This window comes from Vreelandella glaciei, assembly GCF_013415125.1.
Lineage (GTDB): Bacteria > Pseudomonadota > Gammaproteobacteria > Pseudomonadales > Halomonadaceae > Vreelandella > Vreelandella glaciei.
This window is the reverse complement of the sequence record NZ_JACCDE010000016.1, coordinates 60,110-83,182: the sequence shown is the minus strand read 5'-3', so window position 1 is coordinate 83,182 and position 23,073 is coordinate 60,110. Positions and strand designations below refer to the sequence as shown.

The 23,073-nt window shown below is 46.1% G+C and carries 19 protein-coding genes; 18 read left to right on the top strand and 1 reads right to left on the bottom strand.

Annotation, left to right across the window (positions count from 1 at the left end; translation table 11 throughout):
- The first annotated feature begins 45 nt into the window (after positions 1-45).
- Complete coding sequence (gene ptsP, locus HZS80_RS12195; RefSeq protein ID WP_179916266.1) at positions 46-2,307, top strand: phosphoenolpyruvate--protein phosphotransferase; 2,262 nt, start codon at positions 46-48, stop codon at positions 2,305-2,307.
- Here ptsP and HZS80_RS12190 read toward each other — a convergent pair.
- On the bottom strand, positions 2,304-3,104 hold the full coding sequence (locus tag HZS80_RS12190; protein WP_179916243.1) for an NRDE family protein: 801 nt from the start codon (positions 3,102-3,104) through the stop codon (positions 2,304-2,306). The two genes, ptsP and HZS80_RS12190, sit on opposite strands and share 4 nt — an antisense overlap.
- Before the next feature lie 209 nt (positions 3,105-3,313).
- Here HZS80_RS12190 and HZS80_RS12185 point away from each other — a divergent pair, with 209 nt between their 5' ends.
- From HZS80_RS12185 to HZS80_RS12105, 17 genes are all read left to right on the top strand, one after another.
- A complete protein-coding gene (locus HZS80_RS12185; RefSeq protein WP_179916242.1) occupies positions 3,314-4,480 on the top strand; it encodes a response regulator in 1,167 nt (388 codons plus the stop codon).
- A gap of 227 nt (positions 4,481-4,707) precedes the next feature.
- Complete coding sequence (gene lgt, locus HZS80_RS12180; protein ID WP_179916241.1) at positions 4,708-5,505, top strand: prolipoprotein diacylglyceryl transferase; 798 nt, start codon at positions 4,708-4,710, stop codon at positions 5,503-5,505.
- Positions 5,506-5,663: 158 nt separating this feature from the next.
- Complete coding sequence (locus tag HZS80_RS12175) at positions 5,664-6,437, top strand: thymidylate synthase (protein ID WP_218927692.1); 774 nt, start codon at positions 5,664-5,666, stop codon at positions 6,435-6,437.
- Positions 6,434-6,991 (top strand): dihydrofolate reductase, encoded by a 558-nt coding sequence (locus HZS80_RS12170; protein WP_035555444.1) that lies wholly within the window; start codon positions 6,434-6,436, stop codon positions 6,989-6,991. The genes HZS80_RS12175 and HZS80_RS12170 overlap by 4 nt, the downstream gene beginning before the upstream one ends.
- Before the next feature lie 20 nt (positions 6,992-7,011).
- Positions 7,012-7,794, top strand: coding sequence for a ProQ/FINO family protein (locus tag HZS80_RS12165; protein ID WP_179916239.1), 783 nt, complete (start codon positions 7,012-7,014; stop codon positions 7,792-7,794).
- A 264-nt stretch (positions 7,795-8,058) separates the two neighbouring features.
- The gene (locus HZS80_RS12160; RefSeq protein WP_179916238.1) at positions 8,059-9,132 is read left to right on the top strand and encodes a porin; all 1,074 of its coding nucleotides are present in this window, start codon (positions 8,059-8,061) and stop codon (positions 9,130-9,132) included.
- Between the two features lie 260 nt (positions 9,133-9,392).
- On the top strand, positions 9,393-10,412 hold the full coding sequence (locus HZS80_RS12155; RefSeq protein WP_179916237.1) for a porin: 1,020 nt from the start codon (positions 9,393-9,395) through the stop codon (positions 10,410-10,412).
- 354 nt (positions 10,413-10,766) lie between these two features.
- Positions 10,767-11,855: a Wzz/FepE/Etk N-terminal domain-containing protein gene (locus HZS80_RS12150; protein ID WP_179916236.1), complete on the top strand. Its 1,089-nt coding sequence runs from the start codon at positions 10,767-10,769 to the stop codon at positions 11,853-11,855.
- 44 nt (positions 11,856-11,899) lie between these two features.
- Positions 11,900-13,183, top strand: a complete 1,284-nt coding sequence (locus HZS80_RS12145) for a flippase (protein ID WP_179916235.1) — start codon at positions 11,900-11,902, stop codon at positions 13,181-13,183.
- Between the two features lie 110 nt (positions 13,184-13,293).
- Complete coding sequence (locus tag HZS80_RS12140) at positions 13,294-14,136, top strand: nitroreductase family protein (protein ID WP_218927687.1); 843 nt, start codon at positions 13,294-13,296, stop codon at positions 14,134-14,136.
- 14 nt (positions 14,137-14,150) lie between these two features.
- Entirely contained in the window at positions 14,151-15,251 is a 1,101-nt protein-coding gene (locus HZS80_RS12135; RefSeq protein ID WP_035566836.1) for a polysaccharide pyruvyl transferase family protein, read from the top strand.
- A gap of 131 nt (positions 15,252-15,382) precedes the next feature.
- Positions 15,383-16,624 carry a hypothetical protein gene (locus HZS80_RS12130; protein WP_035566834.1) on the top strand — a complete coding sequence of 414 codons (1,242 nt, stop codon included), beginning with the start codon at positions 15,383-15,385 and terminating at the stop codon, positions 16,622-16,624.
- The gene (locus tag HZS80_RS12125) at positions 16,621-17,868 is read left to right on the top strand and encodes a glycosyltransferase family 4 protein (RefSeq protein ID WP_052703774.1); all 1,248 of its coding nucleotides are present in this window, start codon (positions 16,621-16,623) and stop codon (positions 17,866-17,868) included. The genes HZS80_RS12130 and HZS80_RS12125 overlap by 4 nt, the downstream gene beginning before the upstream one ends.
- Before the next feature lie 14 nt (positions 17,869-17,882).
- Positions 17,883-18,803 (top strand): glycosyltransferase family 2 protein, encoded by a 921-nt coding sequence (locus tag HZS80_RS12120; RefSeq protein WP_179916234.1) that lies wholly within the window; start codon positions 17,883-17,885, stop codon positions 18,801-18,803.
- 58 nt (positions 18,804-18,861) lie between these two features.
- A complete protein-coding gene (locus HZS80_RS12115; RefSeq protein ID WP_179916233.1) occupies positions 18,862-20,244 on the top strand; it encodes an undecaprenyl-phosphate glucose phosphotransferase in 1,383 nt (460 codons plus the stop codon).
- 645 nt (positions 20,245-20,889) lie between these two features.
- Complete coding sequence (locus HZS80_RS12110; RefSeq protein ID WP_179916232.1) at positions 20,890-21,306, top strand: DVU3141 family protein; 417 nt, start codon at positions 20,890-20,892, stop codon at positions 21,304-21,306.
- Complete coding sequence (locus HZS80_RS12105; protein ID WP_179916231.1) at positions 21,306-23,033, top strand: polysaccharide biosynthesis/export family protein; 1,728 nt, start codon at positions 21,306-21,308, stop codon at positions 23,031-23,033. Before HZS80_RS12110 ends, HZS80_RS12105 begins: the two co-directional genes overlap by 1 nt.
- Positions 23,034-23,073 lie beyond the last annotated feature (40 nt).

Below are 23,073 nucleotides of genomic sequence, written 5' to 3'. Positions count from 1 at the left end.
AGAAATTCCTCAGCGAGGCAAATAACAGTGAAAAGTAAAACGTCCATGCTTGAGGTGTTGCGCCGGGTGATTCAGGAAGTGAACGGCGCGCGCAACCTCGATGCCGCGCTGTCCACAATGGTACGTCGAATTCGTAAAGCAATGCAGACCGACGTGTGCTCTTTCTACCTGTACGACAAAGAGCTTGAGTCGCTGGTATTAATGGAGACCATTGGTCTGCGCACTCAGGCCGTTGGGCGCGTTGTACTGCCATTAGGTGAAGGCCTAGTAGGCTTAGTAGCCAAGCGCAGTGAGCCGCTTAACCTCGAAGACGCCCAGACCCACCCGCAATTCCGCTATTTTGAAGCCACCGGTGAAGAGCGCTACTCCAGCTTTTTGGGGGTGCCGATTATTCATCAGCGCCATATGCTGGGCGTGCTGGTGGTTCAGCAAGCCGAAAAACGCCGCTACGACGATGAAGACGAAGCCTTTTTGGTGACCATGGCCGCTCAGTTGGCAGGTGTATTGGCCCATGCGTTGGCGACCGGCAACCTAATGCGTCCGGCGCTTGCGGGGGGGCAGGCAATGTTTAAAGGCGTTGCCGCCTCGCCAGGCATGGCCATGGGTGAAGCGGTAGTGATTACCCCGCCTGCTGACTTAAACAGCGTGCCTGATTTGGTACCCAGCGACCTGGATTATGAAGTTGCACGCTTAAAAGAAGCGATTGGCAAAACACGTAGCGAAATTCGTGCGGCGGCCGAACGTTTGGCCAGCCGTATCTCCGCCCAGGAGCTGGCGCTGTTTGATGTGTATCAGCAGATGCTCGGTGAAGCGGCATTGGCCGATGAAGTCGAAAAGCGTATTCGTGAAGGGCAGTGGGCCCCAGGCGCACTCGCCGATGTAGTGCGACGCCACGTACAGTATTTAGAGCGGGTTGACGATAACTACCTGCGTGAGCGAGCGGCGGATATTCGTGATCTAGGCCGCCGTGTGCTCGCCCATCTGCAGGAAGATACACCATCCACGCCGGAAACCTACCCCGATAACGCTATCCTGGTCGGCGATGAAATTAGCGTGGCCATGCTGGGTGAAGTCCCCCGCGACAAGCTCAAAGGGCTCGTCTCGGTGCGCGGCTCCAGCACGTCCCACGTGGCGATTGTCGCCCGCGCCATGGGTATTCCTACAGTGCTGGGCATGGTGGATTTACCGCTGCCACGCCTAGGTGGTGCACCGGTGGTGTTGGATGGCCACCGTGGCCGACTGTTTGTGCGCCCAGCGCCTGAACTTACTGCGCGTTATGCCAGTCTGATCGCCGAAGAAGAGGCGCTCAGCGAACTGCTTGAGCACGAACAGGATTTGCCCAGCGCCACGCCCGATGGCTATATCATGCCGCTGATGGTGAACACCGGGTTGGCAGTCGATGCCACTGCGCTGCTGAAAAGCCGCATCGGTGGGGTGGGGCTCTACCGAACCGAAGTGCCGTTTATGATTACCGAACGCTTCCCCGGTGAAAAAGAGCAAACCCGGCTCTATCGCGATCAGTTAGAAGGCTTTGCGCCACTACCGGTCGTGATGCGTACGCTGGATATTGGTGGCGACAAAGATCTGCCTTATTTCCCCATCGAAGAGGCTAATCCATTCCTTGGCTGGCGCGGTATGCGGGTAACGCTGGACCACCCCGAAGTGTTAATGGTGCAACTGCGCGCCATGCTCAAAGCCTCTATCGATCTCGATAACCTCTACGTGCTGTTCCCGATGATCACTAATGTAGAAGAGGTCGATGAGGCGCTGCGTTTGTTGGATCGCGCCATTTTAGAGCTAGGGGAAGAGGACATTACGGTCATTCGACCTCAGGTCGGTGTGATGATTGAAGTGCCCGCCACTATCTATCAAATGGATGCGCTGGCGAAGCGAGTCGACTTTTTCTCCGTAGGCAGCAACGATCTTACCCAGTACTTGCTGGCGGTGGACCGCAATAACCCACGGGTATCGAGTCTGTACGATGCCCTGCACCCAGCACTACTCGGCGCGCTGCTGGAACTTGCCAACGACGCCACGCGGCTTAATAAACCCATCTCTTTATGCGGTGAATTAGCCGGTGACCCGGCTGGAGCGCTACTGCTGATGGCAATGGGCTTTACCAGCCTATCCATGAACGCGCCCAGCCTACCCAAAGTACGCGCGGCAATCCGCCGAGTACCGTTTACCGATGCCCAGCAGCTGCTTAAAGAAGTGATGGAGCTGGATACCCCTGCCCAAGTACATGCGCATTTAGATCAGCGTTTAGATGAGTGGCAGTTGGCGCATTTGATGCCTCCGCGCGACTAGGGCGCAGATACCAATGAATCGCTGGGAAGCGCCAGGGTGGTTTCACCCTCAAACCGCCCCAGCGGCCCGAAGCGCTGCTCGCTAATGTCGATGTTCCCTTGGGCGTCTAACGTCAGCCACGAAGTGGCCCGGGTGCCATAGCGCTCGCCAACAATAAACGCCGCCGATAGCCGATGCTCCAATTCAAGCCCCACACCGGTATCCGGTAACTCCTCCACCGCAGCCTCCTGAGGATTTTGTATCGCGCGCTGCACGAAGTGAGGCCAGGCTTGAACAGGGTCTAGCTGAAAAAGCGTATGTTCGAGTGCGCTACGCACATGTAAAAGCTTTGGCCAGGGGGAGTTTAGGTCGGCATTGGAGAGACCATAGACGCCGGGGGCCACCTCACTTAAGGCTAGGCGATCACGACCACGGTGCAAATGCCACAACCGTTGTGGAGTCGCCACTAACAAGTTAAAGCCTGCATAGCGCAGTGCTTCCTCCTCGCTGAGTGCGGTTAGCCACGCGTCGATATCGTCACACTGCAGGGCACCTGCGACCAGTTCACCTCGGCTTGGCGCACCAGGCGGTGTGACTAGTTGCAGGTCGCGCACGTTGGTCAAGGCTGCAATAACACCGCCGTGTTTGGCAGCCAGCCAAGAGCCTCCGGCCTCTAAATCACGGCCACCGACAATCGCTGGGTGACCTTTCCACTCAGCCAGTGGCGCGGTCGGACGCGCATGGAACTCATCACGGTTGCCTATCAGCCACAAAGGCGTCGGCGTGCCAGGTTGCCAAGCAAATGAAATCAAACACATAACAAACTCGTAGGCGAAAGGGTGAAAAATGTTCAACGGAAGAGCAGCATGACAGTAACGAAACGTAGACGTACACTGATATCAGTATCATGTTTGTAGCATAAATCATCACCCAAAAGGGTGTGAGTACCGTAATATTGGCAGCTATCTCAGCGGTTAAACAGCGGTCACGTTATCAGCGCCCATTCGGCCAAGAGGAAGGCGAAATCATGCAACGCTATCAAAAGGAGTACTATTGGAACACCATCGTATGGCCACTGCTGTGGCCGCTGCTACTTTTGCAAGCGGCACTGATTGCGCTCTGCCTGGTAGTCGGTGCAATGGTGTGGTGGATGTCCCCAAGCCACGCCTCCTGGAGCACCTTGCTATGGTTAATGATCGCCTTGCTCCTCGGTAGCAGTTTGAATGTCGGCGCCTTCCTAATGTTGGTCAAAGCGCGTGGCCGGCGTAACGACATTCGTTTCATGCAAGAGCTCGCCGAGCTTGAACGGCACAGTCAGGTATTATGCGCCACCGCTGAAGGTTCACAACTCGAGCGGCAATGCTCCCCGCCGGATGCGTCCGACGAACCTCCTCTTCCTCTACAGCGTCTAGTCGGCGTTAACGAAATGCTAGCCGGGCTAAAACGCCGCATTAACTACTCGCAAGTGGCTAATGCCGCTACTAAAAGCACACAGTATGAGCATGAACAAACGCTACTGGACGACCTTCAACACCAGCAGCGGCAGCTCAAACACGTAATGGCGGGGCGTGACAGAGCGCGGGAAGAGTCGCGTTTAAAATCAGGTTATCTGTTACTGCTCCAGCGTGAAACTGACAGCCTGTTTAAACACTTAAACGCTATGGCCGAAACCGAGGTCACCGATAGTTGTCGGCAAAATATTATGGATGTGCGCGAGCGGCTGTTAGATATTCGCGCGCTATTAGCTAACCTTGTTCAGCATACTGCTGAAGAAGATATAGTGAAGGGCGGGAACAATTTACGTGTGCTGGTGGTTGATGATGGGCCGGTGAATTTGATGCTGGCACGGCAAATGCTGGAAACCCAGGGTCTTCAAGTAGAAGGTGTAAGTAGCGGTGAGCAGGCGCTTGAACGCCAGCAGAGCGCTTTCTTTGATCTGGTGTTGATGGACATTTTTATGCCTACCCTGGATGGGATTGAGACTACCCGGCGCTGGCGTGAATATGAGCGCCATCATAGCAGTAGCCAAAGCGTGCTGGTTGCGCTGACAGCCAACGTCGACAGCGCCGGGCGTGATGCCTGCTTAACAGCCGGTATGGATGACCTGCTTGCCAAACCATACCAACCTCAAACTCTTCTCAGCATGATTGCCCATTGGTTTCCTGGCACGCTTAAACCGACACCTCCTGCATGAGTATCGCCCTGAATGATCAACGGTCGTCGCGTTCGATCAATCAACCCTAGCCGCGGTCGCTCGGGGTAAGGAGTAGGCGTAGAGATGTGGTTTGCGTTTTTCAGTATTGTTGCCACCAGCGTTCCATTTGCCTGCTCAGGCGTTAAACTTGCCCGCTAGCCAAGTAAGTTGGGCGCTATTAGTGATTCGTGAATGAAAATTCCCTTTGGTCAGATTAGAGAGTGTCAATGATTAATTACCCGACGATTGACCCAGTGGCTGTCTCCCTAGGGCCGCTGCAAGTCCATTGGTATGGCTTGATGTACGTAGTAGGTTTTGTCGCAGCGTGGTGGCTCGGTTGTCGGCGGGCATCGCTCATCGGCCTTAATAATGACGATATCGGCGATTTACTTTTCTACTGTGCGATCGGGGTGGTGGCAGGTGGACGCTTAGGTTACGCCTTGTTCTACGGGCTAGGGCAGTGGACAGCTGACCCGCTATGGATTTTTCGCGTATGGGATGGTGGCATGAGCTTTCACGGCGGCCTGCTCGGTGTGTTGCTCGCGGCCTGGATATTTGCTCGGCGCAAACAGCTAGCCTTCTTAACCCTAACGGACTTTATTGCTCCTTTGGTTCCCATCGGTTTGGGGGCAGGGCGCATCGGCAACTTTATCAACCACGAGCTACCGGGGCGCGTGACCTCGCTACCCTGGGGCATGCCATTTCCCGGTATGGAGCCTGAACCGCGCCACCCATCCGCACTCTATGAAGCTTTGCTGGAAGGCGTCGTGCTGTTCGCTATTCTTTGGTGGGTCTCCGCTAAACCGACATCTCGCGGCTTCTTATCCGGGCTGTTTTTAGTCTGCTACGGCGTTTTCCGCTTTATGGTCGAGTTTGTTCGCATGCCCGACGCCCATATTGGCTATCTTGCGTTTGGCTGGTTCACCATGGGTATGCTGCTCAGCCTCCCCATGATTGCCCTAGGCCTTTTCGTTATTGCCTGGTCGCGCACCCAGCCAGTGGATGTGAAAATCCAAAAAGTGTAGCAAAGGGAGCGTTTAGCCAGCTGGTCAAAAAAAGAGGGGCAATCTTCGCATTGCCCCTTATGACCCCACCACCTAGAATAAGCCGCTACACCGCCTGTTAATTTGGAAATTCTGTGACTGTACCAACGCCCGCGCTTGAGCAACCTTATTTAGACTTGATGCAAACCGTTTTGGAGCATGGCGTTGACCGCCACGACCGCACAGGCGTGGGCACGCGCTCCGTGTTTGGTCACCAAATGCGTTTCGATCTATCGCGTGGTTTTCCGCTCATCACCACCAAAAAACTGCACCTGCGCTCTATCATTCACGAACTTCTATGGTTCCTGAAGGGCGACACTAATATTGCCTATCTAAAAGAGAACGGCGTGCGGATATGGGACGAATGGGCAGATGAAAACGGTGATCTAGGCCCCGTTTACGGCTACCAGTGGCGTAGCTGGCCTGACCCAAAAGGGGGCAGCGTTGACCAAATTGCCAAGGTGCTTGAGCAAATTCGCACCTCACCACAGTCGCGCCGCCTGATTGTTTCCGCCTGGAACCCCGCACAGGTAGACGAAATGCAGCTACCGCCGTGCCACTGCCTGTTCCAGTTTTACGTGGCCAACGGCAAGCTATCGTGCCAGCTCTATCAGCGCAGCGCCGATATCTTCCTCGGTGTACCGTTTAACATCGCCAGCTACGCCTTGCTACTAACCATGGTCGCGCAAGTAACCGGCCTGCAACCGGGTGAATTTATCCACACCTTAGGCGATGCGCACTTGTACAGTAACCACTTGGAACAGGCCAAAGAACAGCTCGCGCGCAACCCAAAGGCCACGCCAAAGCTAGTGCTTAACCCAGCAATAGACGACCTGTTTGCGTTCCGGTTTGAAGATATTGAGATTGAGGCTTACGAGCCGCACCCCCACATCAAAGCCGAGGTGGCGGTATGAGCCAGCAAAGCGACATGGTTAAGCACAAGGATAGCTTCGACTCTCTAGTGCCTGTGGCAATGATTGTCGCCATGGCAAAAAACCGCGTCATCGGCGTAGACGGCAAGCTGCCTTGGTACCTACCTGAAGATCTAAAGTTCTTTAAACGCATCACCCAGGCAAAACCGCTCGTGATGGGGCGAAAAACTTACGCTTCCATTGGCAAGCCGCTGCCGAACCGGCTTAATGTAGTGGTAACCCGCAACGCGGAGTTTTCCCACGAAGGCGTGCGCGTGTGCCATGACTTGACCTCAGCGCTGGAACTGGCCGACCAACATGCCACGATAGAAGCGGCAGAAGAGATCATGGTGATGGGCGGCGGGGAAATCTACCGCCAAGCGCTACCCTTTGCCCAGCGGCTCTACATAACAGAAGTGGATATAGACGTAGAAGGCGACGCCACGTTTCCTGACTTTGATCCCAGCGAGTGGCAAGAAGTACAGCGCGTAGCGGGGCAGCCAGCAGAAGGGCAGCCAAACTACGATTTTGTGGTCTACGAGCGTATCGCTGACTGAAAAGGTCAAAGGAGAAGGCTATGGCCGCCAGCTTAATGAATATGTTGGATGACTTAGAAACGCGTCTTGAACGCACACAAGCTGAGCTACAAGCCCTGCGCGAAGAAAATCAGCGGCTAAAACAGCAATTGGCGCTGAAAGACGCCCAAGCCCAAAGCGTGCCAAGCTCAGAAACCGCGACGACAATAGAAACTGAAACACATAACGAAGAAGTGCTCAGCGACGATGCGCCAGCTCAAGACACTAAAGCCTTCGAAGAAGAACCAGCTGAAGAGAAAGTCCCTGAACCTGAAGAAGTCTCTGCAGAAAAAGCGCCCAGCGAAGCGGCTAGCGACCCTAAAACAGCGTCAGTGCCTTCGCCGCACGCCCTGCTTAATCAATGGTACGAGCGCTACCCCAAAGCGTTTTTTAAGGGGCACACCAAACCGCTAAAAGTAGGCATTCACCAAGAGCTTGCCGAGCGCGAAGAGTGGCCAAATAAACTGATTCGCCGCGCCTTAGCCAACTACGTGAACCTTCCTCGCTACATAAAAGCCGTGCGAGAGGGTGTTGAGCGGGTAGATTTAGATGGTCAGCCTGCCGGCAAGGTTGATAAGCAATCGGCACTGCATGCAGCAGAAAAACGTGGTGATCAGAAAGGGCCGCAGCCGTCCAAGAAAGCGCCACCTAGACCGAAGCCTGTTGCGCATAAACCCCGCCAAGAGGCGGCAGAGCAGGCAGAAAGCGAAAAAAGCGAGCCGCGTAAGCCGCTTAGCATGGAAGACAAATTGTTAGGCCTACAGCAAAAATTCAAAGGCCGCTGAGACCAGGTCAGTAGGCAGGGGTTCCATAAAAAAGTACAAATAGTAAGAAAACACTGTTTTTTTCTATTGCGTTCCCTTGAGTCCCGGTATAGAGTTTGTTCTGCGAGCATTGGACTATAACAAGGCTTAGTTGAGGACATGCCGCATACCACTGGGAAAAACCGGTGGATGGCAAAAGAGCATGGCCCGCAAAAGCCAACTGCCAACTTATTAAGAGTTGAGCAGCAACGATCGAAACAGTATACGAGTTAAGGAACTTACATCATGAAAAAAACACTTTTAGCGACTGCTATCGTTGGCGCCCTGGGTGCCTCTGCTGCAGCACAAGCAGCAACCGTTTATGACCAAGACGGCACTCGGTTAGATGTTTATGGCCGTATCGCCATGGGTGTCGCTGGCGGTGGCCCCGAGTTCAATAACGCTGGTCAGAAAATCGATGACGGCGCTGAGTTTGTAGACGTTTATTCGCGTCTTGGTCTGCGTATGAGCCACGAAGTTTCTCGCGATCTGACTGCGTTCGGTCGTGTTGAGTGGCGTTTCAGCGGTGACGAGCGTACTGGTCCAAGCGGCAATGGTAACAGCGGCTTCAATGAAGTTCGCCAAAGCTACCTTGGCCTGCAAAGTGACCAGTTCGGTACTTTTCAAGCAGGTAACTTCGACAGCTTCTACAACCAGTTCGTTTCTCTTCCGTTCTACTGGGAAATTGATCGTGGTTTAGAATTTGCTGGCCATCCGAAACAGTCACGTGGTGACTCTATCGGTTACTACACGCCTAACCTGCAAGGCTGGACTGCATTCTTGCAAGCTAAGCACTACAGCGAGCGCGGCGAAGTTGAAGGCGTTGGCACTACTGAAGAAGGTGCAGTTGTAGCACCACAAGGTGGTGTTCGTTACGCACAAGGCCCGATCACTGTTGGTCTAGGTTTTGTTGAAGATGTTGAGCGTGGTGGCGGTAATGGCGAAATGCTTTACGGCCTGATCGGTTCTTACGACTTCACTGACCAGTTCACTGCACGTCTGGGTTATGAAACTCGTGACAACAATGATAGCTATGACCTTCGTGGTGCTAACGACGAAAACGGCTACGATAAAGTTGGTGTAGGTGGTACTTTCACTACAGGTCCTTGGGCATTTGCTGCAGACTACTACAATGTAGACCGTGAAGAATTAGACGATAGCAACGCTTGGGTTCTAGGTACCTACTACAACGTATCCAGCAACTTCGACGTTTTCCTCGAGTTGAACGATGGCGACGCGCCGACTGTTGATCGTGACGTTACCCTTGGTGACCTGACCGACGACGTATACTGGCTGACTGGCGCACGTTACCACTTCTAAGCCTTGTTTAAATACTACGCTTAAAGGGTAAACTGCCTAGCAGAACCAATAGAACCGGCCTCTTTAGAGGCCGGTTTTTTTTGCCTGTTTTTTCTATTGATAAATAGTCATGGTTGTTTTACCGATAAATTAACAGCCTAGGAGCATTGGGAAGTGAAATCACCTTCCTTTATTTATTGTTATCTTATAACATTTCATAAGATGCATAAGCCAATAGCATCATATAGGTAGGTTTATAAAATAAAGGTAAGGGATTAACGATGAAAAAAACGCTGTTAGCAGCCACTGTTAGCGCCTCACTGTCTGCATCGGTAGCGCAAGCCACAACACTCTACGACCAAGAAGGAGCGAAGTTTGATATTTACGGGCGCATTGCCATGGGCATTGCTGGTGGTGGCCCCGAGTTCGATAGCGCAGGTAACGAGGTAGATGACGGTACAGAATTTGTCGATGTCTATTCACGGCTTGGCTTTCGCATGAGCCATGATGTCACATCAGATTTATCTGCTTTTGGGCGTCTAGAGTGGCGTTTCACAGGTGATGAGCGCAATACCGATCAGGGTTTTAATGAGATCCGCCAAAGCTACATTGGCCTGGCCAGCAAGCAGTACGGCACCGTTCAAGCTGGGAACTTCGATAGTCTTTATTACCAGTTTGTATCAGCCCCCTTTGACGTTTACCTAGATCGCGGGCTGCTCTTTAACGCGACTGGTTTACAATCCAGGGGGGATTCCATTGGCTACTACACGCCAGAGCTAAACGGATTTACCAGCTTTGTGCAGCTAAAACAGTACAGTGAGCGTGGATCAACCCCAGCTGAGCAGAGTGAAGAGGGCGAGGTGATTGCCGCACAAGGCGGTGTTCATTATCAGCAAGGTCCCTTCAAAGTCGGGTTTGGCACGGTTGAAAACGTAGTACGCGGCGGCGGGAATGGTGAAATGCTCTATGGGCTGATCGGTTCCTATGCATTGAGTGACCAGCTAACCATGCGTTTAGGGGCAGAAACGCAAGATAATAGTGCCACCTATGGTGGAGGATTCGAGACACTTGGCCTAGGCGGAACCTACACCACTGGTCCATGGGCATTTACCGCCGACTACTACAACGTAGACCGTGACGAGAGCGAGGAGAGCAGCGCCTGGGCAGCGGGTGCCTACTACAAGGTCTCCAGCGCGTTCGATGTGTTCGTAGAGCTAGCCGACGGTGACGCACCCAGCGTCCGACAAGAAAGTACAGCTAATAGAACGTATTGGCTGTCCGGAGCCCGCTATCATTTTTAAGATAGCTTAGTGATAAGCTGCTAAAGTGCTAAATATTTAATTTTCTTAAGACTTTCATTTAATAATGAAGGTCTTTTATTTCATATAGGGAAAAGAAAATTCATAAGCAGCGCAATATCAAAAAAAGATGGTAATGATTTTTGTTTACTAAGTGCTGGCATTGAAAATTCCCCTATCGCTAAGTGAGTTCCGTATTATTGTGTTATCTAGCAGATAAATATAAAATCGACTGTTTTGTCAATTAAGGTGCCATACTCCGCCCAAGTGGGCAAAAATAAGATATGGTTATTTATACATTACGATCAATAGTGATTTTCTATTAATGAATAGAATAGGGAAAAAACGGAAATGGCAATGGAATCAGATGCTCAAGTTGCAAAATCATATGAAATTGATTTGAGAGATTTAGCTATAGCTATTTTAGGTTCTTGGTATTGGATAATCGGTACTTTATTGCTAAGTGTATCTCTATGTCTAGTGTATTTATGGTTAGTAACACCTGTCTATGAAGCCCGTTTTCGAGCTGCTCCAGCAGCGGCATCAAATTTTGCAGTATTCAATCACTTCAATGATTTTCAAATTTCTCCAGAAGATGCATATAGAGCATTAGGGAATAGGTTAACTAGTTTTCAGAACTTTGAAGCCTTTATTGAAGAAAGAGGGGATGAGTTATCCTTTGATAGTGAAGAATCTTTAATAGAGCTTTTTCAAAAAAGATTTACCATTGAAGGTCTTGTTGCAGACCGGACTGGAAGTATGACTATGAGTATTAAGTATCGGTACCCAGAAGGTGAAAATGGTGATGAACTCTTAAATTCTTACATAGCAGAAACTTCAAGTACGGTTTGGTCTAGGCTACATGCAAGGTTTGCTGCTTATAACCAAGCTCAATTAATGCGTTTGGATATAAACCTTAACTTAGAACAAGCTGCGCTTCGCACAGAGCGCGAAGAAGAGATATTTGAAGTTGAACGTGCAATAACAGTTGCTCGTAACTTGAATATTCAAACACCAACGATGCCTTATCAACTCGATGGCGAACAGCGCGGTAGCCAAATAATTTATTCTAACGTTGGAAATTTGCCTAAATATTTTATGGGTTATGAAACGCTTGAGTCAGAGAGAGACGCATTGATTAGCTCATTAGATAAAGGGTTAAGTAATCAAGATGTAAGAGATAATCAACAAAGTATAGATGCAAGACAACAGATTAGTGACTCCATAAGCGAAGATGAATCTTCTAAAAACGGGTTAGATGATTTTATAGTAACTGAGAGGGTAGTGGACGTAATTGAGTATGCTTTTCCAGGAGAGCGAACGGTATCACCTAACAAGCCCCTAATATTAGCACTGTCTATTGTTATAGGTAGTATCTTTGGGCTCGTTATCGCATTGATGTCAGTATTATTTAAAAATATGAAACGCCGTGATTTACAAGAATAGTAAAGAATGGTTTTGATTAGCGTAAGCCGAGCTTTAGGAGCGGAATGAGTTTATTAAAACGTGAAGCAATAAAAGCTGTTTCTTCACTTTGGCTTGCAACCCTGGCTGGTGCAGGATTGGCTTTCATTACGCAAGCTATTCTTGCTCGCCTGTTGCTTCCAGAAGCGTACGGTGTTTTTTCATCTTCTTTGTCTTTTGTAATGCTGTTCGTACCTCTTGCTGGTTTTGGAGTTGCCCAATTCTGGCTAAAAGCGTTTGGTCAAGAAGGCTGGGCAGCAAGGCGATGGTTAAGCGGTTCCATGAGGTTTATTTCATATTCTACAGGGCTCGTGTTTTGCGGATTAATAGCTTGGGCTATGGTGGGGCCGCATAATCAACTAACAACCTTGGTATTATGCTTGTTAGCTTTTCATGTGCTAGCGCAAGTGATTCTAGAGCTAGTGAGTAGCCGATTACAGCTCGAGGAAAGATTTTTATCTTTAGCTATGTGGCAGCTTTTTCCGCATTTATCACGATTCTTATTGGTAGCCGCATTAGCTTTATTTTTAAGTAAAAATGTTAACGTAGTGCTAGGATCTTTAATGTATGCAGCTGTGGCAGTATTAATGATTCCAGTAGGCTATTACATGCTAAAACCGATGTTTAATAGAACATTTTGTCTAGTCGGACACGAAAATTACACTAATGTTTTTAACGGTGAGAGAAAAAATTGGAAAACGGTAATTAATCTATCATGGCCATTCGGTTTAGCTGCGTTTGCTCATTTAATATATTACCAAAGTGATATAGTACTGCTTAAATATTTAGACAGCGATACTAGTGCAGGCATTTACAATATTGCCTTCCTGGTAATCTCGGCTATTTATCTTTTGCCTGGGGTTATATATCAAAAATATTTTTTACCTAAAATACATCGCTGGTCAATACAGGAACCTGCAAGAGTAAGGGAAGTGTTTGAACAAGGCAATATTGCTATGCTGTTTTTGGGTCTTATTTTTCTTATTGGCATTTGGATAACAGCAGATTGGATGGTCTCAATACTATTTGGCGATCACTATGCTCAAGCAGCTTTTATTTTAAAAATACTTTCTTTTTCTGTTCCCTTCATGTTTGTTGCTTTTAGTTCTGGTGCTGTTCTTGTTACCCAAAATAACATGAAACTAAAGGTTAAACTTATGATTTTAGTTGCTCTATTAAATATTTCTCTTAATTTAGTGTTAATACCGCTTTATGGAATGGTGGGTGCTGCTACTGCAACAATCATAAGTAATGCTCTTCTTGCATTACTATATTTCATTACAGCTAAACGGCTGGTTATCAAAAATTGATGGAGATTTTGGTGAGTATATTAAAGTCATTTGGTCGTCTGGTTTTTTGCCTCTTATGTATGTTCTATGATTTTTTTCGGTTTACTCGTTACGGCGGATGGCGCCAAAATATGCGTAATAAGCAGGAAAGAAATTACGCCTCTGTTCGCGTTTATCATAGTTTAGAGAAAAGCCTTAGCTTAACTGAAAGAAACCCATCTGCTGGTGGAAAGAACGCAAAATTGCTAAAAGCTATTTTAGATAGAGCGAAAGAGGCAAATGATTATGGCTTTCAGGATCGAGTAGCGTTGAAAGTCTTGAGTGATTTTACAGCTCAAATCGTAGACAAAGGTGAAGGAATGAAATTGCATAGGGAGTTGCAACACATTTCTGATGAAGCTAGTAAAGAGGGTGGAATACTAGAAATTAAAAACTCTACTTTAAATTTAGAAAATCCTGAAGAGTTTTTTTTAGGGCGTCATTCTATCCGTGAGTTTAGTGACCTCGGTATTAAAGACACTGAATTAAAACGTGCTATTCACATGGCTATGAAAGCTCCATCGGTTTGTAACCGGCAAGCATGGTATATCTACGATCTTGAGAACCCGGAAGTTATCAGTGCTGCATTATCATTGCAGAATGGAAATCGTGGTTTTGGTCATAAAGTTAAAAGACTTTTAATTATCTGTAGTGATTTAAAAGCCTTTGTTTCATACAAAGAGCGCTATCAGCACTGGATTGATGGAGGCATTTTCTCAATGTCCATGATCCTGGCATTGCATTCAATCGGCATAGGTTCTTGTTGTCTTAACTGGAGTCAGGATGCAGCAACTGACCTAAAATTGAGAAAACTATTGCCTATTAACCCAGAACACTCTGTAATTATGATGCTTGCAATCGGCTATCCCAATGACACTAGTAAGGTTTGTCAATCGCCACGCCGGCCTATCGAAGAAATTTATACAAAACTTTAGTAAAGGATTACAAGATGAAAAAGATAGCTCTTATCACGATACATTATGCCAATAGCTATGGTGGTTGTTTACAGGCGTTAGCTACTCAAACGATTCTTTCTAAATTTGGAAAAGTTTCGATAATCGACTATAAAACGCCACAGTTAGAAAATACAATGAAGCTTTTACGGTTTAGTAAAAGTCCACGTTCCGCTTTGCACTTAATTAAAGATATTAGTCGTTATTTTCCTCGTAAAAGGTTGTTAACCAGATTTCATCATTTTATGAAAGAAAATTATAATTTAACTCAACCCTGTCATACAAAATTTGAACTTGAGAAATTAAACGATGATTTTGATGTTTTTGTTTGTGGTAGCGACCAAATTTGGAATCCAGTAATTATTGGTTCTTTTGATAAAAACTATATGTTGGATTTTGTTGAAGGTAAGCCAAAAGTGGCGTTTTCAACAAGTGCAGGATCTTATATACATGAAGGAGATGAAAGTGATTATCTTCGAGATGCTCTTAATAGTTTTTCCTCATTATCATTTCGCGAAATTGATACGGCTGAACGCATGAAAACCTTATCAAAGCGTGATGATATTAGCTGTACCTTAGATCCCACCTTATTACTAACTCGCCAAGAATGGTCTGAATTGCTGAAATTGCCAGAGCAGCAAGCTCCTACGGAGCCTTATATATTTGTCTATACACTTAAAAAAGATCGTTTAGTATACGAAATAATAAATAAAGTTGCCAAAAAATTCGATTTAAAAATTATAGCTATCGATCAAGATCCTTTCTTACTTTATAAAACAGATCGTCATTATCGTGATGCTAGCCCACTGGAGTATATGACACTTATAAATAACGCTTCATTTGTAGTTACAAACTCTTTTCATGGGACTGCATTTGCAGCAAATTTTGGAGTTCCTTTTATATCAATCAAACCTGAGTCTGGAACTAATCGAATCAAGTATTTTTTGAATGGGCTAGGGTTAGGAAATCGTCTGGTTGAAGACAGTCAAGACTTAGACGCAGCACTGCTTACTGAGATTGATTTTAAATCTGTTCATCTTGAATTAGATAAGCAAAAAGAAAATACAATGAAATATTTAGAAGTCGCCATGTCATAATTTTATGGTAGCTAATGGAAGAAACGAAAGTAATATAAAAAAATGCTTCTTTCTGATAAAGCATACTGTATTTTGATTTTCAGTTTAAAGAGTGGGTTTATTGTCAATTTTTATAAATAGAGTAATTGGATATGCATCTAAGTAATACTAAGCTTGATGTAAGACTGCTATTGTTGTTTATGTCAATATTGCTTATGCCAAGCCTCGTTTTTGTATTACTGGAGGCTAGCTCGTTAGCGGTGGGGATGCTTTTTTCATCACTGCTAGTACTGCTATTGTTATTTACTAGCAAGGGAGCATTTAAAGTTGATACTGAATTTTTATTTATATTCACCGTTGTATTATTGGTGGTCACTATTAACTGTGCTGTAATTTGCTTTATTTATCAAGATATTAAGCCTCTGCTTTCCCTTGTTTGGTTTTTTGTCGCGTTTTCAGCAGTAATTTTTGGTCGTTACATGCTTTATTTACCCTTTGAAAAAATACACGCTACGTTATTTTACGTTATCATATTGTTGTTGCTTATTGGATGGGTTGAAGTTTTAGTGGGTATGCATTGGGGAGGATATGGTGAATTGGAAAAATCTGTATTTCCATTTTCTGAAGAAAGTCATTATGCACTAGCATTGAGCATGGTAATTTTACCCTATGTTCTTACAAGTAAAAATTTCAAAACGGTTTTTGCTTTTTTATTAAATATACTGTTGCTAGCTATTTTATTTCCTAATCTTACAATGTTAGTTGTTTTTAGTTTATCGTGTTTAATGTATGTATTACGAATGAGGCTTGCTTATTTGGTTTTATGTGCTACTTTCTTGTTTACCATTGGTATGGTTTTTTTTATTTTTCTACTAGACTATTTTCCTTATTTTCAAAGCAGGCTGGCGTTTGAAGACTCAAACAACCTAACCACATTAGTATTTCTTCAGGGCTGGATGATGGCCTATACTAATCTCATCGAGACCTATGGACTAGGCATAGGTTTTCAGATGCTTGGTACTGAGGCTACGTATTTTCCTGATGTTACTGAAAGAATATATGTTTTAACCGGAAAGTATTTTAACACATATGATGGCGGTTTTTTATTGGCTAAAATTGTTGCTGAATTCGGTATTTTGGGTGTCATTTTAGTTGTTTTTTATTTATTTTCCCTAGTTAATATGTTTTTTTACACCAATCGTTATTTTAGTAGTTTGAAAGGTAATACTATTCAAGATGATTTTTTGAGAAAAAGAATACTAATGTACGGGTTTTTTATGGGCTTTTCTATTGAGTTTTTCCTTAGAGGTTATGGCTATTTTTCTCCTGGAGTGTTTGTAGTCATTGCTGCATGTTATGTCGCATTTTTAAATAAAAGACGAGTATTAGTATGAATGCTAGCAAGCTTAAAAATATAATCATTATTAATGACTATGCTAGGGTAGAGGGTGGGGCAGCGAAAGTAGCAATTTCAAGTGCTCTTGGTCTTGCGTTGGCTGGATACAAAGTCTCTTATGTTTTTGCAGTGGGACCCGCTAGTAATGATTTGATTCATCCTAATATTCAGTTAATTGATCTAAAACAGTATGACTTGCTAGATAATCCTAGTCGTAAGGATGCCGCTATCAGAGGTGTTTGGAATAGTCAGTCTTATAAGGTAATAAAACAGTATCTGAATAATATAAGTCCATATGATACTGTCGTGCATATTCATACGTGGGTCAAGTCATTGAGTATTAGTGCGGTAGCTGCTGTTGTTAATTCTAAAATCCCCAATGTCTTAACGCTACACGACTATTTTTCTGTATGTCCTAACGGTGGCTTATATGATTATCAAAAAGAAAGCATATGCCATAAAAAGCCAATGTCACTAGATTGTGTCACTACTAATTGTGATGCTCGTAGTTATTCCCATAAGCTTTGGCGAGTTATCAGACAACTAGCATATAAGCGAGCAGGGTTTAAAAATGGTATTAAAAATTTTATTAGTGTATCGGATTACAGTGAGTCAATACTGAAACCTTTGCTTCCCAGCACCGCTTTGTTTTGGAGGGTGGGAAATCCTATTGATATAAAAAAAGCGTCACCTACAACACCAGGCAACTCACGTTATTATACTTATGTGGGTCGCTTGTCGGCCGAAAAGGGGGCTTTGCTTTTAGCGAAGGTGAAAAGCATTACGCCTGATAGATTGCGTTTCATTGGAAAAGGAGAGGTCGAAGAGGAGTTGATGGAATTGTTGCCCGAAGCTGAGTTTTTAGGTTGGGTAGACTCAACTCAAATATCAAAATATTTATATGATACACGTGCATTGTTATTTACTTCTAGGTCGTATGAAACTCAAGGGCTTGTTGTTTTAGAGGCTGCTGCTGTAGGTGTGCCTGCCGTTGTAGCTTCTCAAACATCAGCGACTGACTATGTTACACATAATAAATCTGGATTATTATTCTCCACTGGTAATAGTGCTAGTCTGGATGATCAGCTTGCTTTGTTAGAATGCGATGATACTGTTAATCGCCTTGGGGCTCAGGCATATGATGATTTTTGGAAAAAACCGCCTACTTTAGAAAACCATGTAAAAGAGCTTGTTATTTGTTATTCGGATATTTTAAACCAACACACGGATTGTTTTAAATAGGTAAGGAATACCATATGGTAAATAGTAAAAGGGTTGCATGCGTCATACCAGTTTATAATGGCAAGCAGGACTTGCTACGGTTATTTGACTCTTTGGATCAACAAAAAGCTCACTTTGATGTTCTGGTCGTTGATTCGTCATCGTCTGATGGATCTCAGGAATTAGCTGAAGAAAGGGCAGATGAATTAGTCGTTATAAATTCTAGTGAGTTTAATCATGGCGGCACTAGACAGAAAATTGTTAATGATTATCCGCAGTATGATGTTTTTATATTTTTGACTCAAGACGCATATTTGGATGATCCTTCCGCTATTACTAACATGGTTAAGTATTTTGACAAAAGTACTGTGGCTGCAGTATGTGGAAGACAGCTGCCACACGATGATGCTAATCTATTAGCCGCTCATGCACGGATATTTAATTACCCATCAGAATCTATTTATAAGTCTTTAGAGGATGCCTCGTCATTAGGTATAAAAACGCCCTTTATGTCTAATTCATTTGCTGCTTATCGTAGGGAATCGCTTATTAAAGTAGGTGGGTTTCCTGATGATGTTATTTTGTCAGAAGACATGTTTGTAACTGCCAGAATGTTGATGGCAGGTTATGAAATTGTTTACGCAGGCGATGCCTGTTGCCGACATTCTCATAACTATACAATTATAGAAGAATTCCGTCGTTATTTTGATATTGGTGTGTTTCATGCTAAAGAGCCATGGATTAGAGATAATTTTGGAGGAGCGGGGGGAGAAGGGTTTAAGTATGTAAAGTCAGAGATTAAGTATATTGGGTTAAGACGTTTTTATCTTTGGCCGTCTAGCTTGATCAGAAATGCTTTAAAATTATTTGGTTATAAATTAGGTCAGCGGTCAGAAAAACTACCAGTGTCTATAAAGCAAAAATTGTCGATGCACTCACATTATTGGAGTAAGTGATTTTTGTCTATTGACATGTTTTATAATGGTAATGAGTATCTGGGAAAGGAAAGTTTAAATGTTTAAGCAAACACAAGGCCTAACTGAACGGTATCCTGCCCAGCTGATAGTGCCCGTTTTTGATTTTTTCGCAATTGTTTGCGCCTGTGTTATTGCTTTTAAATTTCGTTTTGGAACTTTTGATTTACATGAGCGCTATGTTTTAGCGACTGCTCTCATCGCTCTGTTTGCCATCCTATTAAATAGTATGTTTGGTGGTTACAGTCGATGGCGTACTACCCCCGTTTCTACATTGGTGGCCCGACTTTTAATGGTTTGGGTAGCGGTTGGATTGTTGGCAACATCATTGATCTTTTTGGCAGATGCTTCTGTTCGTTTTTCGAGGTTGTGGGTAGCCTCCTCGTTGCTCCTCTCTTATATCATAGCGGCGGGAGGGCGTGTACTTGCACAAATTATTTTGAGAAAAGCTCGCATGAAGGGGCGTGCGAGGCGATCCATATTTTTGGTGGGCCCCAGCAGCCAGTTGCTACAAGTGGCAAGAAGCATGCGTGCCGCTAAGGGGGAAGGCTACTCTATTGTCGGTGTTGAGAGGCTGTACTCTGGATTCAACGAACAAAGCTTGCCCAATATTGCGGCACGAATTGAAATGTCTGGTGCACGTGAAGTATGGATTTGTGTCCCTTTAGAAATGGGGGGGGCTGTTCGTTCCATTTTTTATGCTTTAAGAAATCACACTGCGGAAGTACGTTTTATCCCTGATTTCCAGGGTATGCAATTGCTTAACCACAGATTTAGCGAGGTGGCGGGGCATTTTGCTATTGATCTAAGCGTTACGCCACTCAGCGGCATGGCGCGTATTATCAAGCGTGCTGAAGATCTAATGGTAGGGAGCCTTATTACGCTATTGATTACCCCCGTTTGTCTATTGATTGCTGTCGCTATCAAGGTTACCTCTCCAGGCCCCATACTGTTTAAACAATATCGTACTGGTGCAAATGGACGACGGGTGAAGGTATATAAATTCCGGTCCATGCGTGTCCATAAGGAAAAAGAAGGTCAAATTACCCAAGCCACCAAGAACGACCAACGAATAACGCCAATAGGTGCTTTTCTGCGTAAGACATCTCTTGATGAGCTACCCCAATTTTATAATGTACTTCAGGGTCGTATGTCGATCGTTGGTCCGCGTCCCCATGCGTTAGCTCATAACGATTACTATAAAGATCTTGTTGAGTCATACATGCGACGCCATAAGGTAAAGCCAGGCATCACAGGCTGGGCCCAAGTGAATGGTTTGCGGGGGGAAACAGATACCCTGGAGAAAATGGAGCGTAGGGTCGAGTATGATCTTTGGTACATCGACAACTGGTCCCTGTGGTTGGATTTACGCATTATTATTTTGACAGTTTTTACAGGGTTTACTAACAAGAATGCCTACTGAAATATTAGCAAAAAAATGAGAGGCGAAGAGGACTATTCTAGAATAATGTTCTTATAAATCAAATTTTTAATTTACAGCTGATGAGGAAGATGGTCACATGCATGTTTTCCAATTGACCATGTCAGCTGGGTGTTGAAAGTGCATTGTGGGTATGGTTTGGTTCGATATTGTTCAGTGTCGCCACCGCCATGGCCTGTCCAGCTTCGCGTTGTGATGCCGCTGACAGGCTTAACGTTGTGGCCATGTTGGTGAGGTATAAGCGTTTATCGAGGCCTTTGCTAAGCATGGATTTTGAGGCCGACCGTGCCTATGATGTTGTACCTAGCGCCTCTGAGTCTTAAGGCGCTAGGTTTCAAAGAAGCGCTTGCTTCTAGGTGCCTTTGGGTTGCGGTGGGCATACCGAATGTCATCAGCAGTAGGGTTGAAAAAGCGGCTGGCTCAGAGAGGTTGAATGACGAAAATGTTGAATAAAATTATCCCCATGTACAAGGTTTGTCTATGTAGAGTGGCGGCAATGAATACCTTACAATCGAAACTAATTTTGAGTAGCGTGGATTAATTACTTTTTCATCCGTTTAGAGTAGGGCATGGGAACACGCCCTTCAAAACTCCTGGGCGGTAGCGTACCTTTTTTTAGGAAATATCATGTCAAATACCCCATTCTCGATAGCGCGGCCAGCTCGTATGCTATTGGCGGCGCTAAGTGTTGTCGTGGTAAGCGGCTGTGCCAGTTACCCAAATAGCAGCACCCAACAACAAGCGCAGTACGTGTTGAATAACGACCCGGCAACGCTCCTGGAAGATGTGGCGCTTAATGAGTTCCTATCCAAAGCACCCGCAGGCTCTGTTCTCAATCTCGCACGCACTCCTTGGGGGGATAACGTTGAAATTGTTGCCGATGCGCCTTACCTAGCCGCCAGTGGCAGGGAGTGTCGTCGGTTACGCATTGTCGACAGTGCAGGGGCAGCTGCACCCAGTGCACTTACTTGTGAAACACCTGATGGCTGGGTGAATCAACGTGTATTCGCTAACATGGATTCAACAATGGAAGGGCGCTATTAATGAATGTTTCATGCATGCTTCAACGGCTATCGATCAAGCGCCCCATCGCCGTTGCTTCATTTCTGCTACTAAGCGCTCTCACCAGTAGCACGGCACTGGCACAAAGTATTAGTCTCCCGAATAGCATCCTGCCTGAAGATCAAGAGGGCGGAGACCAGCAAGAGCAAGTAGACGATACCCCTCGAGCTGATTGGCGTAGCGGCACCTATGGCCCCGTTGCTATGGAAACCGCCGATCCGGATACCCTCCCCCCTTTTGGCGCTAACCTATTTACCGGCGGGTTTCGAGGGGCGATGGGGGATGGCTTAAATGAAGGCTATCAAGTCAAACCCGGTGACCAAATCACCGTGCGTGCATGGGGGGCGTTTGAGTTTGACCGAATACTGCCAGTAGATGCCCAGGGCAATATTTTTATACCAGGCTCTGGCCCATTGTATATAGAGGGGCAAAATAGCCAGCAAGTTGATAACAGTGTGCGAGGGGCCATTACCTCGGTATACCCTGAAAATGTTGAGGTATATACCAATATACAGGGCGTACAGCCGGTGGCGGTATTTGTAACCGGTTACGTAGAAAACCCTGGGCGTTATGCAGGTACTCCTAACGATTCCTTGCTCTATTTCCTAGACCAGTCAGGAGGTATTGACCAAGACTTAGGGAGCTATCGGCAAATTCGGGTGGTACGTGATGACCAAACGGTGGCCACGGTAGACCTTTACGACTTTCTGATTAATGGCAGTATCCCCCGTCCGCAGTTTCAAGATGGCGATACTATTGTGGTGGAAGAGCGTGGTCCGGCGATCGCCGTAGGTGGCGATGTCCATCGTGAGCACCGCTATGAGCTAATGGGTAATCAGCTGAGCGGCGCAGAACTGATTAACCTAGCTCGTCTAAAAAGCGGTGTTTCCCACGTCCTATTACGTGGTAACCGTGAAGAAGGTCCCATTGCCCAATATTTCCCAATTGAGCTATTTTACGGGCAAACTATACGTAGCGGTGACGAAGTCCTCTTCAGTGCCGATCAGCGCAGCGAAACTATCGTAGTAGAAATAGAAGGAAGTTATTACGGCCCTTCGCGCTATGCACTGCCACGTGATGCGCGTTTGAGTGAGCTACTTGATGCGATACCTGTACCTGAAAACATGACAGCCGTTGAAAGTATTTCGCTCCAACGTGAAAGCGTGAGAGAGCAGCAGCAGCAATCAATGGAAGACAGCCTACGTCGCTTAGAAACGACTTATCTAGGGGCCGAGTCAAGTACCAATGAAGAAGCTCAAATCCGCGTTCAAGAAGCCGAACTCATTCAAAATTTTATTGAGCGCGCGCGCGAGTTAGAACCGAGTGGGCGCTTAGTTGTCGCTTATAATGATCGAATTTCCGATATTCGTCTGCAAGATGGCGACATAGTGACGATTCCTGAAATTAGCGACTCTATGTTGATCAGTGGTGAAATATTAGTGCCCCAGGCCGCAGTGTATCGCCCTGGTATGAACGTGATTGATTACATTGAAGGTGCTGGAGGCTTTACCGAACGTGCCGACAAAGATCACATCTTGGTGGTTCGTCAAAATGGTGCAGTTGAAAATGCCCGAGATGTTAATCTACGGCCAGGTGATGAGATCCTGGTAATGCCGGCGGCTCCTACGCATAACCTGCAGCTAGCGTCCACTCTAACCCAAATTCTTTTCCAAATAGCCGTTGCAACACGCGTTGCGGTGGATCTGTAGCGGATGGTTGCCAATAAATGAAGACCAAGTTGTGAGGTGG